Source organism: Ensifer sp. D2-11 (assembly GCF_054161295.1).
Genome location: NZ_CP096433.1, coordinates 230,655 through 247,947, shown reverse-complemented (window position 1 = coordinate 247,947; position 17,293 = coordinate 230,655). Strand labels below are relative to the sequence as shown.

20 protein-coding genes are annotated in these 17,293 nt (G+C 63.9%); 11 read left to right on the top strand and 9 right to left on the bottom strand.

Annotated elements, in window-relative coordinates; translation table 11 throughout:
- Nucleotides 1–162 precede the first annotated feature (162 nt).
- The 3 genes from M1D34_RS01110 to rcdA all read left to right on the top strand — a co-directional run bounded on the left by M1D34_RS01110 (nt 163) and on the right by rcdA (nt 2,521).
- The gene (locus tag M1D34_RS01110) at nt 163–1,464 is read left to right on the top strand and encodes an MFS transporter (RefSeq protein ID WP_003536011.1); all 1,302 of its coding nucleotides are present in this window, start codon (nt 163–165) and stop codon (nt 1,462–1,464) included.
- Nucleotides 1,451–1,639: a DUF1192 domain-containing protein gene (locus M1D34_RS01105; protein ID WP_003536012.1), complete on the top strand. Its 189-nt coding sequence runs from the start codon at nt 1,451–1,453 to the stop codon at nt 1,637–1,639. The genes M1D34_RS01110 and M1D34_RS01105 overlap by 14 nt, the downstream gene beginning before the upstream one ends.
- 363 nt (nt 1,640–2,002) lie before the next feature.
- Nucleotides 2,003–2,521 carry a protease adaptor protein RcdA gene (gene rcdA / locus M1D34_RS01100; RefSeq protein WP_003536013.1) on the top strand — a complete coding sequence of 173 codons (519 nt, stop codon included), beginning with the start codon at nt 2,003–2,005 and terminating at the stop codon, nt 2,519–2,521.
- 328 nt (nt 2,522–2,849) lie between these two features.
- On the opposite strand, the gene rpmE is transcribed toward rcdA, so the two are convergent.
- Complete coding sequence (gene rpmE / locus M1D34_RS01095; protein ID WP_010970183.1) at nt 2,850–3,071, bottom strand: 50S ribosomal protein L31; 222 nt, start codon at nt 3,069–3,071, stop codon at nt 2,850–2,852.
- 289 nt (nt 3,072–3,360) lie between these two features.
- Here rpmE and M1D34_RS01090 point away from each other — a divergent pair, with 289 nt between their 5' ends.
- On the top strand, nt 3,361–5,175 hold the full coding sequence (locus M1D34_RS01090) for an ABC transporter transmembrane domain-containing protein (RefSeq protein ID WP_498780274.1): 1,815 nt from the start codon (nt 3,361–3,363) through the stop codon (nt 5,173–5,175).
- On the opposite strand, the gene M1D34_RS01085 is transcribed toward M1D34_RS01090, so the two are convergent.
- The 5 genes from M1D34_RS01085 to M1D34_RS01065 form a co-directional block, all read right to left on the bottom strand.
- Nucleotides 5,162–6,190, bottom strand: coding sequence for a peptidoglycan -binding protein (locus M1D34_RS01085; protein ID WP_003536016.1), 1,029 nt, complete (start codon nt 6,188–6,190; stop codon nt 5,162–5,164). The two genes, M1D34_RS01090 and M1D34_RS01085, sit on opposite strands and share 14 nt — an antisense overlap.
- 2 nt (nt 6,191–6,192) lie before the next feature.
- Complete coding sequence (locus tag M1D34_RS01080) at nt 6,193–7,299, bottom strand: MotA/TolQ/ExbB proton channel family protein (RefSeq protein WP_003536017.1); 1,107 nt, start codon at nt 7,297–7,299, stop codon at nt 6,193–6,195.
- A gap of 314 nt (nt 7,300–7,613) precedes the next feature.
- Nucleotides 7,614–8,414, bottom strand: a complete 801-nt coding sequence (locus tag M1D34_RS01075) for an inositol monophosphatase family protein (protein ID WP_018096807.1) — start codon at nt 8,412–8,414, stop codon at nt 7,614–7,616.
- A 240-nt stretch (nt 8,415–8,654) separates the two neighbouring features.
- Complete coding sequence (locus tag M1D34_RS01070) at nt 8,655–9,800, bottom strand: tetratricopeptide repeat protein (RefSeq protein WP_003536019.1); 1,146 nt, start codon at nt 9,798–9,800, stop codon at nt 8,655–8,657.
- Between the two features lie 9 nt (nt 9,801–9,809).
- Nucleotides 9,810–10,463 carry a thiamine phosphate synthase gene (locus tag M1D34_RS01065; protein ID WP_003536020.1) on the bottom strand — a complete coding sequence of 218 codons (654 nt, stop codon included), beginning with the start codon at nt 10,461–10,463 and terminating at the stop codon, nt 9,810–9,812.
- Between the two features lie 99 nt (nt 10,464–10,562).
- Between M1D34_RS01065 and M1D34_RS01060 the strand changes: the two genes are divergently transcribed.
- Nucleotides 10,563–11,345 carry a sulfite exporter TauE/SafE family protein gene (locus M1D34_RS01060; protein ID WP_498780270.1) on the top strand — a complete coding sequence of 261 codons (783 nt, stop codon included), beginning with the start codon at nt 10,563–10,565 and terminating at the stop codon, nt 11,343–11,345.
- 80 nt (nt 11,346–11,425) lie between these two features.
- The gene (locus M1D34_RS01055; RefSeq protein WP_027992118.1) at nt 11,426–11,686 is read left to right on the top strand and encodes an ArsR/SmtB family transcription factor; all 261 of its coding nucleotides are present in this window, start codon (nt 11,426–11,428) and stop codon (nt 11,684–11,686) included.
- Between the two features lie 153 nt (nt 11,687–11,839).
- Here M1D34_RS01055 and M1D34_RS01050 read toward each other — a convergent pair whose 3' ends face one another.
- Nucleotides 11,840–12,013, bottom strand: coding sequence for a YdcH family protein (locus tag M1D34_RS01050; RefSeq protein ID WP_003536026.1), 174 nt, complete (start codon nt 12,011–12,013; stop codon nt 11,840–11,842).
- Nucleotides 12,014–12,224: 211 nt separating this feature from the next.
- Here M1D34_RS01050 and M1D34_RS01045 point away from each other — a divergent pair, with 211 nt between their 5' ends.
- The 5 genes from M1D34_RS01045 to M1D34_RS01025 all read left to right on the top strand — a co-directional run bounded on the left by M1D34_RS01045 (nt 12,225) and on the right by M1D34_RS01025 (nt 15,077).
- Nucleotides 12,225–12,428 (top strand): YdcH family protein, encoded by a 204-nt coding sequence (locus tag M1D34_RS01045; protein ID WP_003536028.1) that lies wholly within the window; start codon nt 12,225–12,227, stop codon nt 12,426–12,428.
- A 1-nt stretch (nt 12,429) separates the two neighbouring features.
- A complete protein-coding gene (gene purE, locus M1D34_RS01040) occupies nt 12,430–12,942 on the top strand; it encodes a 5-(carboxyamino)imidazole ribonucleotide mutase (RefSeq protein ID WP_003536030.1) in 513 nt (170 codons plus the stop codon).
- The gene (locus M1D34_RS01035; RefSeq protein WP_127597893.1) at nt 12,939–13,988 is read left to right on the top strand and encodes a 5-(carboxyamino)imidazole ribonucleotide synthase; all 1,050 of its coding nucleotides are present in this window, start codon (nt 12,939–12,941) and stop codon (nt 13,986–13,988) included. The genes purE and M1D34_RS01035 overlap by 4 nt, the downstream gene beginning before the upstream one ends.
- 173 nt (nt 13,989–14,161) lie before the next feature.
- Entirely contained in the window at nt 14,162–14,287 is a 126-nt protein-coding gene (gene ykgO, locus M1D34_RS01030) for a type B 50S ribosomal protein L36 (protein WP_010970191.1), read from the top strand.
- Nucleotides 14,288–14,462: 175 nt separating this feature from the next.
- The gene (locus tag M1D34_RS01025) at nt 14,463–15,077 is read left to right on the top strand and encodes a tetratricopeptide repeat protein (RefSeq protein ID WP_003536033.1); all 615 of its coding nucleotides are present in this window, start codon (nt 14,463–14,465) and stop codon (nt 15,075–15,077) included.
- A 237-nt stretch (nt 15,078–15,314) separates the two neighbouring features.
- Here M1D34_RS01025 and pyk read toward each other — a convergent pair whose 3' ends face one another.
- On the bottom strand, nt 15,315–16,754 hold the full coding sequence (gene pyk / locus M1D34_RS01020; protein ID WP_003531041.1) for a pyruvate kinase: 1,440 nt from the start codon (nt 16,752–16,754) through the stop codon (nt 15,315–15,317).
- Nucleotides 16,754–17,191, bottom strand: a complete 438-nt coding sequence (locus M1D34_RS01015; RefSeq protein WP_003531042.1) for a DUF1036 domain-containing protein — start codon at nt 17,189–17,191, stop codon at nt 16,754–16,756. The genes pyk and M1D34_RS01015 overlap by 1 nt, the downstream gene beginning before the upstream one ends.
- Nucleotides 17,192–17,293: the final 102 nt, after the last annotated feature.

Genomic DNA, 17,293 nt, shown 5'->3' with positions numbered 1-17,293 from the left:
TCCGCCGCAATGGGAGCGACGCCATACGGACGTCACTTTTCGTCGCATAGAGGGCTATTGTTTTCGCCGTCGATTTGCAATGACCGGTGGTATTGATTTCCATCGGCAGAGCGGCGGTCCTCGTCACGACACGCCGAAGGGCGAACGAATTCCGGGTGGACGATGAGAAATAACCTGCTTCCCGTTGCCGCGCTGCTGCTCGGTACCCTGTTTCTCTTCCTCGGAAACGGCCTGCAGGGCCTGCTCCTGCCGGTGCGCGGCACCGCGGAGGGCTATCCGACAACCATCCTCGGCCTGTTCGGTACGCTCTGGGCCACCGGCTTCGTGCTTGGCTGCTTCTTCGCGCCGAACGTCGTCAAGCGCATAGGGCATGTGCGCGCCTTCAGCGTGTTCACGGCCTTGATCGCCATCGTTTCCCTGCTGACGGGCATTCTGATCGACCCGATCTGGTGGCTGGCGCTGCGCGCGGTCACGGGTTTCTCCACTGCCGGAACGTCGATGATCATCGAAAGCTGGCTGAACGAGCGCGCCACCAATGAGAGCCGCGGCGTGATCTTCTCGCTCTATATCGCCATCACCCTTTTCGGCGTCGTCGGCGGCCAGATGATGATTCCCTTCGGCGAAACGTCGACGACCTTCTTCTTCATGATCTGCGGCATTCTCTACTGCGTGGCCATGCTGCCGACGCTGTTGTCCAGGGCCGCCTCGCCGCAGCCGCTGAAACAGGTCCGCCTCGATCTGCGCGGCCTCTACCGCAATTCGCCGGTTTCCTTCCTCGGCATCCTGCTCATCGGCATCGCCAACGGCGCCTTCGGCACGCTCGGCGCGGTCTTCGGCCGCCAGGCGGGGCTGTCGGACAGCACAGTTGCGGCGATGATGAGCGTCGCGATCTTCTCGGGCGCCGTCATGCAACTGCCGGCCGGCCGCATCTCCGACCGTATCGACCGCCGCTATGTGCTTGCCGCGCTCGCCGGGGTCGGCGCTCTCGCCGGCCTCCTGATCTTCCTCGTCGAGCCCGGCCAGGTCTGGATCGTTCTGACGTTGATCGCGATCTACGGCGCGGCCGCCAATGCGCTCTACCCGATCGCGGTTTCCCACGCCAACGACTTCGCCACGCCCGAGGATTTCGTGAAGGTTTCCGGCGGGCTCCTGCTGCTCTACGGCATCGGCACGATCATCGGCCCGACGATCGGCGGGCCGATAATGACCGCCAGCGGGCCTTATGGCCTCTTCATGATCACGGCCTGTGCGCATATGCTGATCACTGCCTATGCAATCGTCCGCAGCCGCCGGCGCGCACCGGTGCCCGCGGCCGAGCGCGAAAACTTCTCGCCGGTCAATGCCGGCACGGCGACGACGCCGGAGAGCCTGCAGCTCTCGCCGCGTGCGGCTCCGCTGGAGGAACTGCCGGACGAAGGCGCCGACGATCCCCAGGAAGAGGAGAGATCGAATGAGCCTGTATGACGAGGACCAGCCGAAAAAGAAGACCGAGCACGAGATCGGCAGCGATCTTTCGCTGCTCTCCGTGGACGAGCTGAACGCGCGCATCGCGCTTCTGACGGAGGAAATTGCAAGGCTCGAAGCGGAGAGGAACCGCAAATCGGCGAGCCGTTCGGCCGCCGAAAGCCTTTTCCGTTGAGCGCTGATGGAATGGTTCCAGCACGTTTAATCCAGAAGAATGCTTGGCCTTTAACCGCAAATTAAGCATTTTCTGCGATTGTCTGAGCATCCGGTCCTTCCGGACTCAGACAATTTCACCGACTGGCGAATGGGTCTGATTTTTCTCCCTGTTTTACCTTGAGAGCCGCTTCGCGCGGCTCTTTTTTTTGCTTTGCGACAGGCGGCCTTCAAAGAAGTGTGGAGATTAACCCTTTCTTAAGAATGCCCTTGCGCGGAATGCGGTATGGGATCATTCTTCGAGCATGGAGGGGCCTCAGGAAACTTTTCCCAGAGCCGCCCGTTACCTGACAGTCGTGATGCGTTGGAACCAGGGAATACAGGCATGTCCGAAAGAGGATTGAATACCGTCAGTTTCGCCGGTCACGCTGCGTCATCGGCGCAGTTCAAGGCGCTCTACGCTGAAGGGATGGGCCTGGTCGAGGAAACGGCAAGCTATCTCGACGGTCCTGGCCGCACCGCCGCCAAGGTGCTGCCCCGCATGGCATCCGTTCTCTATGCTGCCGAGTCCATGCGTCTCACCACCCGGCTGATGCAGATGGCCTCGTGGCTCCTGCTGCAGCGGGCCGTCAACAATGGCGAGATGAGCCGCGAGCAGGTCCTGTCGGAAAAGAGCAAGGTGCGCCTGGACAGCTTCAACGTCGACCGCAGCGCGCCGGGCTGGAACGATCTGCCGGAGAGCTTCCGCGACCTCATCGAGCGGTCGCTCCGGCTGCAGAACCGGGTCGCACTGCTCGACCGCGAGATTTATCGGCCCCAGGAAGCAACGAGCTTCGTTCCGGACAACCAGAACGGCGTCAAGGCGCAGATCAAGCTGCTGCAGACGGCCTTCGGGGCGAGTTGAGCGAGGCAGGCCCCTGCCCCTGAAATCCAAAGCCCGGCCATGTGTGCCGGGTTTTTTGTTGGCGCGGGCGTGAAATGAATGCCTGCGGTTGGATCCTCGGGTCAAGCCCCGGTCAAGCCCGAAGATGACGGAGGAAAAATCGGGTCGCCGTCGCGCGATGTATAGGCTGGAATGTCCCCGCGCAGGTGTCATCCTCCGGCTTGACCGAGGATCATGCACCGGCGACCCGAACGAGGACCACCTGCCCAAAAGCCGGCAAGATAATGTGGCAGCCAACAAAAAAGCCCGGCACTGCCGGGCTTCGAAACACGCTGTCGAGCGCCTGATATCAGAGGCCGAGGCCTTCGAAGCGCTTTTTGAACTTGGAAACGCGGCCGCCGCGGTCGACGAGCTGCTGGTTGCCGCCGGTCCAGGCCGGATGCGACTTGGGATCGATTTCCAGGTTCATGGTCGCACCTTCCGTACCCCAGGTCGAGCGGGTTTCGTATTCGGTGCCGTCGGTCATGACAACCTTGATCGTGTGGTAGTCGGGATGGATGTCTGCCTTCATAACAATCTTCCTAGAGTTCCAGGGTCCAATTGTCGCAAGGCATTGCGACTTTGGGACCGAACACGTAAATGAAGCCGCAGACCGCTCTTGGGCCGCGGCTTCCCAATTCGATGCCGTGCCTATACATGAAGGTCTGCGGGATAACAAGTGCCGCGCGGAAGACTTGTGATCTCTGCATGGTTCGTCGGATCGGCACCGGTCCTGGACGGCAGCAGATCGCAGTCGCACAGCTCTGGCGCCTCGGCGGCGCACAAGGCTGTGGCCCCGTGACAGGCGAACGGGGGGCTCTGTGCCAAGACAAGAAAAACAAACGCCGGCGCGCAGGTCCATACGCCCGCTCGCAACCGTGCTGCCTTATCTCTCGCGTTACCGCGGCCTCGCGATCGGCGCTGCCGTCTCTCTGACCATTGCAGCGGCCACCACGCTGACCTTGCCGCTGGCCGTTCGCCGGATGATCGATCACGGCTTCTCCAATTCCGATTCCGGCTTCATCAACACCTATTTCTCCATGCTGATGGTGCTTGCAGTGGTCCTCGCCCTTGCCAGTGCCGCCCGCTATTACTTCGTGATCTCGCTCGGCGAGCGCATCGTCGCCGATCTCAGGCGCGACGTCTTCGCACGCGTCATGCAGCTCTCGGCCTCGTTCTTCGACGTCAATCAGTCCGGCGAGATCGTCTCGCGGCTGACGGCCGACGCGACGCAGATCAAGTCGGCGGTGGGTGCGACGGCATCCGTGGCGCTGCGCAACCTGATCCTCTGTCTCGGCGCGATGGGCATGATGGTCTATACGAGCCCGAAGCTTTCGAGCCTCGTGCTTGCGGCCATCCCCCTCATCGTCTTCCCGCTCGTCGGCTTCGGACGCTCGGTACGCCGGCGCTCCCGCGAAGCGCAGGACATGCTCGCAGCTGCCTCCGCCTATGCCGGCGAAGCGATCGCCGCCACCCGCACCGTGCAGGCCTTCAATGGCGAGGAGAGCGCGCGCTCGCGCTACGGCAGCGCGGTGGAGGCGGCCTATCGCGCCGCGCGCGCTGCGACCAGGGCGCGCTCGGTGCTGACCGCCTTTGCCATCACCATGGTCTTCGGAAGCGTCGTCGCCGTGCTCTGGTTCGGTGCACGGGACGTCCTGGCGGGCTCGCTTTCCGCGGGTACGCTCGGTCAGTTCCTGCTCTATTCCGTTTTTGCGGCAGGCAGCCTCGGCGCACTCTCGGAGGTGTGGGGCGAGCTCTCGCAGGCGGCGGGCGCCGCCGAGCGCCTGAACGAGCTGCTGAACGAAGTGCCGGAGATCGAGGCGCCCGAGCATCCGGTCGCAATGCCCGTCCCTGCCACAGGCGCGGTCGAGTTCGAGAACGTCCACTTCGCCTATCCCGCCCGGCCGGACTATAAGAGTCTTAGGGGCTTGAGCTTTGCGGTAAGACCGGGCGAGACGGTGGCCATCGTCGGCCCGTCCGGCGCCGGCAAGAGCACCGTCTTCTCGATGCTCCTGCGCTATTACGACCCGGCGAAGGGCACCATCCGCGTCGACGGTACGGATGTGCGCGCCGTCGATCCCGAGGAGCTGCGGGAGAGGCTTGCGATCGTGCCTCAGGACGTGACCATCTTCGCCACCTCGGTGCACGACAACATCGCCTTCGGCGTGCCGGACGCAAGCCGCGAAGCGGTGCGCGCCGCCGCCGTTGCGGCACAGGCCGACGAGTTCATCGGCAGGCTGGATCACGGCTACGACACGCTGGTCGGCGAGCGCGGAGTGACCCTTTCGGGCGGCCAGCGCCAGCGCATCGCGATTGCCCGCGCCATCCTCAAAAACGCTCCGATCCTTCTTCTCGACGAGGCGACCTCAGCGCTCGATGCGGAGAGCGAAACGCTGGTGCAAAAGGCGCTCGACATCCTGATGCAGGAGCGCACGACGCTGGTCATCGCCCATCGGCTCGCCACCGTGCTCAAGGCCGACCGCATCCTGGTGATGGAGCATGGCCGTATCGTCGAGGAAGGCACCCACGAGTCGCTGATCCGCCAGGGCGGGCTCTACGCGAAGCTCGCGCGGCTCCAGTTCGACCACGGCGCCGAAGCACTGTTCGTCGCTTCGCCCGCGCCTATTTCTCCGTGAGCTTGAGCTCGATGCGGCGGTTCTGCGCGCGTGCTTCCTGGCTTTCGCCCGGTGCGATGGGCTGATACTCCCCGAAGCCGGCCGCCACCAGGCGGTCGGCCGGAACGCCCTTCGAGATCAGGAATTTGACGACGGACGTAGCACGGGCGGACGACAGTTCCCAGTTGTCCCGGAAGCGCCCTATCCCCGACAGCTGAACATCGTCCGTGTGGCCGTCCACGCGCAGCACCCAGTTGATCTCCGCCGGAATTTCCTTGGCAAGGTCGAGAAGGGCCGTCGCGAGTTTCGCCATCTCGGTCTGCCCTTCCGGGTTCAGGTCGCTGCCGCCGGACGGAAAGAGCACTTCCGACTGGAAGACGAAACGGTCGCCGACGATGCGGATGTTTTCCCGATCCGAGAGGATCTCCCTCAACCGACCGAAGAAGTCCGAACGGTAGCGGTTGAGCTCCTGGACACGCTGCGCCAAGGCGACGTTCAGCCTGCGGCCGAGATCGGCTATCTTGGCCTGCGAGGCGTCGTCCTTCGCCTCGGATGCCTGGAGTGCACCTTCGATGGCGGCGATCTGGCTGCGAAGCGCTGCGATCTGCTGGTTCAAGAGTTCGATCTGACTCATCGCCCGGGCGCTGACCTGCCGCTCGTTTTCGAGTTCCGAGCCAAGCCGGCCGATCTTTTCGTCTGCGACTTCGGCACTGCCGGCGCCCCGGTCGAGCAAAGCCTGCAGGCGGGACCGCTCGCCTTCCGACTGTGAAAGCGACGCCTGCAGATTGGCGAGCGAATCCTCGAGATCCTGCTTGCCGCTCTTCTCCAGCGCCAGAAGCTGGGTGAGTTCGTTGATCTGGCTGTTCAGCCGGTTCAGCACCTCGTCCTTACCGCTGATCTCCCTGCCGAGCAGGAATTGCGCGGTGACGAAAACGCTGAGCAGGAACATGATCGCCATGAGCAGCGTCGAGAGTGCGTCGACGAAGCCCGGCCAGTAGTTGATCGCCCGCGGTTCGCGGCGTCGGGAAAGCGCCATGATCAATCCCCTCCGCTGTCTTCCATGCGGCTGAGCTTCGCCTGTCCTACGGCCTTCTCGCTTTGCACGGTGATCCGGTCGGCCTGGCCGATGCGCGCCGTCAGCCTGTCGAGCGTCTTGCGCATCGCCTTGGCCTCCTCCTGCTGCGCCTCGATCCAGTCGCGCAGCATCTGTTGCTCGCCGCGCATATTCTTGACGAGGCCCTGGATGCCTTCGGCGAGGCTTGCCATCGCGGCGGTGGTACGCTGGTTCACGCCGCCGTCATGCGTCAGGCGCGTGAGCTGGTCGGTGAGCCGCCGCAGTTCTTCCACCGGAGCGCCGTCGGTCATGTCGCCCGGCGAGGAAAAACCGGAGCTGACGTCGGTTACCGACGAGAGCCAGTTCTCGAGCTCCGTATAGAAGCGATTCTGCGCGCGTCCCGCCTGCAGATCGAGAAAGCCCACGATGAGCGAACCGGAAAGACCGAAGAGCGAGGCGGAGAACGCCGTTCCCATGCCGGTGAGAGGCGCCGAAAGGCCGCCCTTGAGGGAGCTCAGGAGATCGTCCGTGCTGCCGCTTCCCGCATCCAGCGACTGGATGACGGTGTTGATGGAACCGATGGTGCCGAGCAGGCCCCAGAACGTACCGAGAAGGCCGAGGAAAACGAGAAGGCCGGCGAGATAGCGGGTGATGTCACGCGACTCGTCGAGGCGCGCAGCGATGGAATCCAGGATGGACCGGAGCGCGGCCGTCGAGATTGCCGTCGTTTGGCGGCCCCCGATGAGAGCCCGCATCGGCGCAAGCAGCACCGGATCGCGCCCGACCTTGTCGGCGCTGCCGGCGGCACGGAAGGAGTTGAACCAGCGAACCTCGGGTCTCAGACTGAGGACATGGTTGAACGCCAGCAGGATACCGATCACGAGCACGCCCAGGATCAGTCCGTTGAGGCCGGGATTGCCGGCGAAGGCCTCGCTTGCCTGGCGGAAGAGGATCGCAGCGACGAAACCGACGATGATCAGGAAAAGGACCATCGTCCAGAAATAGGGCATCGGGCTCGAAAGCTTGTGCGGACCGTAGTCCTCCTCCACGTCTTCGCGATCGCGCCACCCGGACAGATTCAGTTTCGCCATAAGTTCGCCAGTCTCCCGGTTTTGCGGCAGCTTCCGCGCCTGTCCGACGAACAAGAGGGCGGCCGCATCACTCTGAATTGCTGCACCATTCCCGAATCGAGGACGATCGAAGAGCGGTGCTGCCGATGGCCGCAGGCCATCCGTATTGGCCCGGAGACTAGTGGAAGTTTGCGCCGAATTGAAGGGAAAACAAAGGGCACGGCCCTAAAGCGCGTCGCATTCAAATCGAATTCATTGGGCGCGCTTCAGGTTGCTGTTTTATGCATGTCGCCATCCCGGAAACGTTGCACGGTTCCGGGTGAATTATATTGCCGTTACTTGGACGGAATCGGTCGTTGGATCACCTCGCGAAGCGCCTTCGCGATATGCTCGTTGCCGCAGACGATCGAACCCGCTTCCAGCGGTTTGCTGCCGCCTTCGGCATCGGTGGACCACCCACCCGCTTCGCGGATGAGCAAGAGGCCGGCAGCCATGTCCCAGGCGGCAAGGTCCCGTTCCCAGAAGCCGTCGAAGCGACCGGCCGCAACATAAGCGAGGTCGAGCGAGGCGGAGCCCATGCGGCGAATGCCGGCGACTTCACCCATGACGTGGCGCAGCTCGACCAGATACTTGCCGTGATTGCCGCGGCCGAGATGCGGCGTGCCGGTCCCGATCACGGCATCGGAGAGGGCCTTGCGCGCACCGACGCGCAGGCGGCGGTCGTTCAGGAAGGCGCCGCCGCCTCGCTCGGCGGTGTAGAGCTCGTCCGTCGCCGGGTTGAAGACGACCGCGCCGACGATCTCGCCCTGGCGCTCGAGCGCGACAGAGATGGCGAAATGCGGGATGCCGTGAAGGAAATTGGTGGTGCCGTCGAGCGGATCGACGATCCAGCGGTGGGCGCCGTCCGTCCCCTTGATCTCCTCGCCCTCCTCGCCGAGGAAGCCGTAGGTCGGGCGGGCCTTCATGAGCTCCTCACGGATGATCCGCTCGGCCTTGCGGTCCGCCTGCGAAACGTAGTCGGCCGGGCCTTTCAAGGAAACCTGCAGGTTCTGTACTTCGCCGAAATCGCGTGCCAGCGACTTGCCGGCCTTGAAGACGGCCTGGACCATGACATTGAGAAGGGCGGAGCGGGCCATACGGCAATTCCTCTAGCGAAGGCCGGCCGAGACCGCTCGACCGGACATTGAACCTGTCTGACAGTCCGCATGCGGGCCGCAGCTCGAAGCGCGGGCAAGGGAACCGTCGTCAAAAAACCGAGTGAGACGTCACTCCGTCCGCGGCGGCACGGGGATGGAAGGCCACGGACAAAACCGGGGCTTCAAGACCACAAAAACCCCGGAAGTTCAAGCGAAATAGATCGGGTCCGCCGACGCATGTCAGGTCGAGCGATACTTGTTTGCCGCCGTCAGCGCCGATTTCTGCTGCGTTTCGTTGAGGCCGAGATAGAAATCCTCGAGCGCATCGTCCTTGAGGCCGGCCCGGCGCGAGAGCACGTACCACTTTGCCGCCTCCACCGGGTTCGGACGGGTTCCGATGGCATTGACATAGAGATGGGAGAGCCGGTTCTGGGCGACGACGTTGCCGCTTTCGGCGGCGCGTTTCATCCAGGCAAACCCCTCTTCGAGATTGCGGTCGCCGGCGATCCCCTCGATCAGCCAGATGGCAATGTCGAGCTGCGCGGTGTCATAGCCGGCCCGCGCCGCCCTGAGCAGCCACTCGCGCGCACGGGCCCGCTTGCTCTCCTCGATGCCGTCGACATTGAGATAGATCTGCGAGAGCGCATACTGCGCATCCGCAATGCCCTGTTCGGCGGATTTCTCGTAATAGGGCATCGCCGCCTTCAGCCCCCGCTCGCCCGGCATGTCGGCCACGAGCGTCTGCCCGTAGTTGAACTGGGCCGAGGCGTTGCCGAGATCGGCAGCCTTCTTCATCAGTTCGTCGGCCCTCTTCCGGTCGCGCTTGACGTAGCGGCCCTCCATCAGGATCAGCGCATATTTGAACATGGCGGCCGGGTCGCCATTGTTCGCCGCCTGGCCGTACCAGAAGGCGGCGGCCTTGGCGTCGCGCGCAACGCCAAGGCCCTGTTCCAGGATCGCGGCGACGAGCGTCTGGGCGGCGGGGTCGCCGAGCTGGGCCCGCGGCAAGGCAAGGTCCATCGCCGTCAGGTAGTAACCCCGCTGGAAGGCGCCATAGGCTTCGTCGATCTTGCCGGTGAAGGGCTTTTCCTCGGGCAGAGCCGGCAATTCGGCTCCCATGCGATCGAACACGGTGACGCCCTTCGAAGGCGCGCTGCCGTCGCTGGCCTTCGGCTTTTCCGGACCGGCCGCTGCCGGTTTGCGCTCCGTATCCTCCGGCAGTACAGCGCCGTTGAAAGGCGTGATCCGCCCGCGCTTCGGCGCGCTGCCCTCGTCGGCCGGCGCAGGCGCGACCGGTTGCTGAGCCGCTGCCGGCGCGACTGCAAGAAGCATCGCGGCGGCAAGGGCTGCGGGCCGGCTGGATTTCAGGAGAGAGCGGATTACCATCGGCAGGTCTTAACCTTCAAACCGTGGCGCTTTTTCGTCAAGCAATGCGTTCACGGCCGCAACCACCGACGGTGCCTGACCGGCCTCACCAAAGACGGCAAGGCGGAGCGCCACGAACTCGGCACCGGTTTCAGCGACCGCAAGCGCGGATTGCGGATCCGTGCCGCCCATGACGATGCAGGGAATTTCGATCATCGACGCCCACCATTCGGCGAGTGCCAGGTTCTTCGGATGCGCCTCCGGCTTTATGTCGCCATCCGTGCGGCCGAAGAAAACGTAATCGGGCCGCAGCTCGCCGATCTCGAGCGCATGGTGACGGTCGGTGGCGTTGCCGCCGCCGACGATCAGCTTCGGCGCGTGCCGCTCGATCGCATCGGCCAGCGCATCCGGACCGCCGGCGATGTGGAGACCGTCCGCCTTCGCCCGTCCGGCGACCCGCGTGTCGCCCTCTATCAAGGCCGCGGCGCCGGCCTGCTGGATCACCGGTACGAGCGCTTCCGCATGCTTCTGGAAATCCGCATCGCTGAGCGCGTATTGCGGCACGATCACCGACGCTACGTCGCCGCCCTTCAGCGCCTCGCCGACGAGCTTCGCGCGTTCCGCGCTATCTGCGATATCCGGAACGACCAGCACGAGGCGGCAGCGGTCTTCAATGTTGCTCATGGGTCAATCCTGGCGATCTCGCTTCGGGCCGGAAGCCGGCACTCGATTTCATTCGGGAAAACCGATAGACGGAGATGACAAAAGGATCAACCGCCGCCAATGCTTCCCGACATCGACTTCTATCTCGTTGCCGTTCCGGCCGTCCTGCTCGTTGGCCTGTCCAAGGGGGGCATGGGCGAGGCCCTGTCGCTGATGGGCGTCCCGATCCTGTCCATGGCCGTTTCGCCCGTACAGGCCGCGGCGCTGCTGCTGCCGATCCTCATCGCCATGGACATCGTTTCCCTTTGGATCTGGCGCAAGCACGGGGATCGGCCAACCCTTGTGATGCTCCTTCCGGGCGCGCTTGCCGGCATCGCCATCGGCTGGGCCACGTCCGCCTATGTGCCCCGCGACGCGCTGAGGCTGATCATCGGGCTCATCACCGTGGTCTTCGTACTGCGCTATGTCTACACCCTGTGGCGCAGCCGCAATGGCGCGCCCATCCAGCCGAAGCCGCAGCGCGCCGGTCCGGCAGCACTCTGGGGCTCCTTCGCCGGGTACGGCAGCTTCGTCGCCCATGCCGGCGGTCCGCCCTTCCAGATATACGCACTGCCGCTGAAGCTCGCGCCGCGCGAATATACCGGCACCATCGTGCGCTTCTTCGCAATCCTCAATGCTGTGAAGCTCATCCCCTATTTCGCCCTCGGCCAACTCGATTTCAGCAATCTCAAGACCTCGGCAACGCTCTTCCCGCTGGCCATGGTCGCGACCGCCTGCGGCGCCTGGATCGTCCGGCGGATGAAGCCGCAGATCTTTTATCCCTTCATGTACACGATGGCCTTCCTCGCCGGCTCGAAGCTCGTATGGGATGGGCTCCGGAGCATCATATCGGGAGGAGTGTAGCCGATGCTGCGGCGCGAAGTGCAATTCCGCACCGCACAATTTTCCTTGCCGCTCCGGGGGAATTCGCCTAACGTCCGCTCATGACGATCGCGGACCCATTCGATGCCATTGCGGATCCGAACCGGCGCCATCTGCTGGAGGAACTCAGGCGCGCGCCAAGGACCGTCAACGAGCTCGCCGAAGGTCTGCCGATCAGCCGGCCCGCCGTCTCCCAGCATCTCAAAGCCCTGCTCGACTGCAAACTGGTATCGGTATCGACCAGCGGCACACGGCGGATCTACGCGATCAACAGGCCGGGCTTCGACCGGCTCAACCTGTGGCTGGACCAATTCTGGTCCTGATGCACTCCGCTCGGCCGTGCAAAGCCGACCGGACCTTGGCCCGGTCAAGCAATGCAATCTATCTTTTCGGGATTGTTTTGACCCTATCGTCGCATCGCCTCTGCAGCTCCGCGCGGCGATGCGTCCCGATGCAATCGGGAATACCGTTCACGCTCAGTGCGTCGAGGAACGGAGTCTTTCGATTTCGTCCTTGATGCGCAGCTTCCGTCGCTTGAGTTCGCTGATCAGTTCGTCCTCGCAGGACGGAGAGTTCAGAGCCTCGTGTAGCTCCTCTTCAAGGACGCCATGTTTTTTCTCAAGCGTTGCAAGATGAGCCTCAATGGTCATTGGCAGTCCCTTCCCTTTAGCTTGCATCCGGCACGCAAATGCCGGATGTTCCATGGTTGAAACCTTTTTACTGTGCCATGCCATTTTTCATTTGTCGAAGGCGAAATGATGACGCCGGGTAACTTCCCGTCGCTAACCAAGATGTGGTAGAGCGACGCAGGAATTTCCGGATCGCGGATCGGCGAAGCCGGGCTTATGGGGATCGCTTTGCATGCCGGACCAGGACCAGGCCGAACTCAGACTGACTATCGCGCGCCTGAGGCAGGAACACGAAGACTACGACGCGGCAATCAACGCGATGATCCAGACGGGCTGCGACGCCTTGCGCGTCCAGCGCATGAAGAAGAAGAAGCTGGCCATCAAGGACAAGATCACCAAGATCGAAGACCAGATCATTCCCGACATCATCGCCTGAAATGGACCGAGACGTGACCGATACTACGCCCCCGCCCGTTGCCATCATCATGGGAAGCCAGTCGGACTGGGAGACGATGAAGAACGCGGCCGACACGCTCGAGGCGCTCGACATCGCCTACGAAGCCCGGATCGTTTCCGCCCATCGCACGCCCGACCGCCTGGTCCGCTTCGCCAAGGGCGCGCGCGACGAGGGGTTCCAGGTGATCATCGCCGGCGCAGGCGGTGCTGCGCATCTTCCCGGCATGTGCGCGGCCATGACGCCGCTTCCGGTCTTCGGCGTTCCGGTCCAGTCGAAAGCGCTTTCCGGCCAGGACAGCCTGCTGTCGATCGTGCAGATGCCGGCCGGCATTCCGGTCGGCACGCTTGCGATCGGCAAGGCGGGGGCCATCAATGCGGCACTTCTGGCCGCCGCCGTGCTCGCGCTCGGTGACGAGGATCTTGCCGACCGTCTCGACGACTGGCGCGAACAGCAGACCGTATCGGTCGCGGAATATCCGGTAGACGAGGCATGAAGACCATCGGCATCATCGGTGGCGGCCAGCTTGGCCGCATGCTGGCCATGGCCGCTGCCCGCCTGAACTTCCGCACCGTGGTGCTCGAGCCGCAGCCGGACTGCCCGGCGGCGCAGGTGGCGAACGACCAGATCGTCGCCGCCTATGACGATCCGCGCGCGTTGGACGAGCTTGCGCGGGTGGCGGATCTCATCACTTACGAATTCGAGAACGTCCCGGTCTCGGCCGCCGAGCAACTCGCCCGTTCGCGGCCGGTCTTTCCGCCGCCGAAGGCGCTGGAAGTGGCACAGGACCGCCTCGCCGAGAAGCGCTTCATCAACGGCTGCGGCATCGCCACCGCCGGGTTCCAACCCGTCGACAGCCAGACCGACCTCGAGGCCGCCCTTGCGGACTTCGGCGGCGCCGGCGTGCTCAAGACCCGCCGGCTCGGCTACGACGGCAAGGGCCAGCGCGTCTTTCGTTCCGCTGCCGACGATCCGGCCGGCGCCTATGTCGCGCTCGGACAGGTACCGCTGATCCTCGAAAGCTTCGTGCCGTTCGACCGGGAGATCTCGGTCATCGCCGCACGCGCGGCCGACGGCACGACCGCCTGTTTCGATCCTGCCGAGAATGTGCATCGCAACGGCATTCTCCACACCTCGACCGTGCCCGCATCCGTCGGTCCGTCAGCCACGGAGGCCGCCCGCAAGGCGGCAACCGCCATCCTCGACGCGCTCGGCTATGTCGGCGTCATCGGTGTCGAGTTCTTCGTTCTGGCCGACGGCGGCGTCGTCGCAAACGAGATCGCGCCGCGCGTACACAATTCCGGCCACTGGACGGAGGCCGCCTGCGTCGTTTCGCAGTTCGAGCAGCATATCCGCGCGATTGCAGGCCTGCCCCTCGGCGACCCGTCGCGCCATTCGGATTGCGTGATGCAGAACCTGGTCGGCGACGACATCGCCCGCGTTCCGGACTTGCTTGCCGAGCGCAATGTGTTCCTTCATCTCTACGGCAAGGCCGAGGCGCGGCCCGGCCGCAAAATGGGGCACTTCACCCGCCTGCTCTGACGGGGACGCCACGGAAGGCGGGGACAGGCGGCAAAATCCCCGGCACGCGGTTGACACGATTGGGTCGACACGGTATGTGCCTGCCTACTTGAACAGCGCGCTGAACGGCGCGCTTTTGATTGTTGGAATTACCGGGCGAATTTTCGTTCCCCGAAACCTGCGGATCAGGAAAAATGAAGATCAAGAATTCGCTCAAGTCCCTGAAGACCCGTCACCGCGAAAACCGCCTGGTTCGTCGCAAGGGCCGCGTCTACATCATCAACAAGCTGAACCCGCGCTTCAAGGCACGCCAGGGCTGATGCTTGCTGCAGGCCGTGCCTGCAGCGCCGCGCGTCTTGGCGGATGCGCAAAGATCGTACCACTTGGGTGACTGCACGTTTCCCGAAGCGGCAGCGATCCGAGGAAAACTGGAATACGGCGGCTTGCTCGCCGATTTCCCAAAATTGATTTGATCTTGTTTCATGGCGGGCTACGATGTCCGCCATGCGTGTTTTTGTGAACTTGATTCTGGCATCTCTTGCCATGACAGCCGCCGCGGTGGCGGCCGCCGCGCCGCTCAGCGCGGCAGAGCCCGCGCCTCAGGCCGAGGTCGCTGCCCTCACCACTCCCAAAGAGCGTGTCGACGCCCTCTTCGCCGATCTCAAGAAGGAAGGCGATGAGGACAAGGCCCGGCAGGTAGCCGAACGCATCCGCCTCGAATGGCAGGATTCCGGCAGCGCGACCGTGAATCTCCTGATGCAATGGGCCAGCAAGGCGATTGCCGATGAGAAGCAGACGGCGGCGCTCGACCTTCTCGACCAGGCGATCGCTCTCGCCCCCGACTATGTCGAAGGCTGGAACCGCCGCGCCACGCTGCACTACCAGATGGGCAACTTCCGCAAGTCGATGTCCGACATAAATCATGTCCTTGCCCTGGAGCCCCGCCATTTCGGTGCGCTCGCCGGCATGGCCACCATGCTCGAGGCCGCCGGGAAGGATGAACTTGCCATGCGCGCATGGCAGCAATTCCTCGACATCTACCCCTCCGACCGGAAGGCGCAGGAGCAACTCGGCGAGCTCGCGGAAAAGCTTGCCGGCAGCCGCACGTGACCGGCACTCGTTAAAAAATGCCCCTCATCCGGCCTGCCGGCCACCTTCTCCCCGCAAGCGGGGCGAAGGGAACGAGCGGCAGGCTCCCATCCCTCCTCGGCCGTTGACAATGGCGCAAGGAACGTAGGGAGGGGACGAAGTTGGCGCCGCGAGTCCCTTCGCCCCGCTTGCGGGGAGAAGGTGCCGGCAGGCGGATGAGGGGCAGTTTCGAAATGCGCTCGCTCGAACCGCGGCGGCTCAGATGCCCGATTGGCCGTCCGAGCCGATATAGGCGATGCGCAGCATGTTGGTGGCGCCGGGGGTACCGAGCGGCACGCCGGCGGTAACGATGATGCGGTCTCCCGGCTTGCCGAAGCCTTCCGTCGAGACGATTCGACAGGCGCGGTTGACCATATCGTCGAGGTCGGTCGCGTCCTCTGTGACGACACAGTGCAGCCCCCAGACCACGGAAAGGCGGCGGGCCGTCTGGACGATCGGCGAAAGCGCGATGACAGGCACCTGGGGGCGCTCGCGCGCCGCGCGCAGGCCGGTGGTGCCAGAGGAGGTGTAGGTCACGATTGCGGCAAGCTTGAGCGTCTCGGCGATCTGGTGAGCGGCAAGCGAAATGGCGTCCGCGCCCGTTGCCTCCGGCGGCGTGCGCTGAGCGTAGATGATCCCCGGATAATGCGGATCGCGCTCGACGTTGCTGGCGATCGACGCCATGGTCGAAACCGCCTCGACGGGGTACTCGCCGGAGGCGGATTCGGCCGAAAGCATCACCGCATCGGCACCCTCGAACACGGCGGTAGCCACGTCCGACACTTCTGCGCGCGTCGGCACAGGCGAGGAGATCATCGATTCGAGCATCTGCGTGGCGACGACGACCGGCTTGCCGGCTCGCCGGCAGGCACGCGTCAGTTGCTTCTGAAGTCCCGGTACGGATTCGAGCGGCATTTCGACGCCCAGGTCGCCGCGTGCCACCATCAGCGCATCCGAAAGCTCGATGATCTCGTCTATCCGCTCGATCGCCTGCGGCTTCTCGATCTTCGACATCAGTCCAACGCGGCCGCGGGCGATCTTGCGAACCTCGGCAAGGTCCTCAGGGCGCTGGATGAAGGAAAGCGCCACCCAATCGACCTCTCCCGTCGCCAGCACGGCGTCGAGGTCGACGCGGTCCTTGTCCGTCAGCGCGCCGACGCCAAGCAGGGTATCGGGCAGGCTGACGCCCTTGCGATCCGAAATCCGCGTGCCGGAAACGACCGTGGTGACGATGCTCTTGCCGTCGGTCTTTTCGGCGCGCAGATGCAGCTTGCCATCGTCGATGAGCAGGCGATGGCCGGGCTTCACCGCTTCGAGGATCTCCGGATGCGGAAGATAGACGCGGCGGCTGTCGCCGGGCACGTCGCGGTTGTCGAGCGTGAAGGTCTGGCCGATCTTGAGCTCGACCTTGCCTTCGGCAAACTTTCCGACGCGCAGCTTCGGCCCCTGCAGATCGGCGAGGATGCCGATCGGACGGCCGCAGCGCGCCTCGACCACACGGATCCGCTCGATCAGCGTGCGCATGACCTCATGGCTTGCATGGCTCATGTTGATACGGAACAGATCGGCCCCCGCCTCGTGCAGCTTCTGAATCATCTGCTCGTCGGCCGATGCCGGCCCGAGCGTCGCGAGGATTTTGACTTTCCTGTTCCGTCTCATCAATTCTGGCTTTCCTGCGTGCCGGGCGTGTCGGAAAGCTGAACCATCCAGCTTCCCTGCCGCCCCGTGTCGTATTCCTTGAATCCCATGCGCTGGAAGCCGCGGGCGAAGCAGTCCTGCACGCCGACGATCTTGAACTCGTTCTCGGCCACGCACATGTTGACATCGCCGGTCCAACGGCCGCCCTTGGCCGCATCTTCCGCGTAGAGATAATAATATCGGGACTGAAGTTCGCCCTCGATCAGCGTGGCGCAGGTCGTCGCCGGAACCTGCCACCAGCCTTCCGTCACCCAGCCTTCCTTGGCCCGATAACCGATTGCCACGCCGACCAGAGTCTGCGTCCCGTTGCAGACTCGAAAATCGGCGCGGGCATCGCCGGCAGAGAGAAATGAAGCGGAAATTGCCAAGGAAAACAGGAGGATGGATCCAAACGTCATCGACCCCGGCTTCACTCTGGAAAAAGGATATCTAGACACGGCTTCCTACGGAACTCCGTTTTGATTTGCGTGGCACTTTCTTGCGACGCCCAGCCCCGAAAG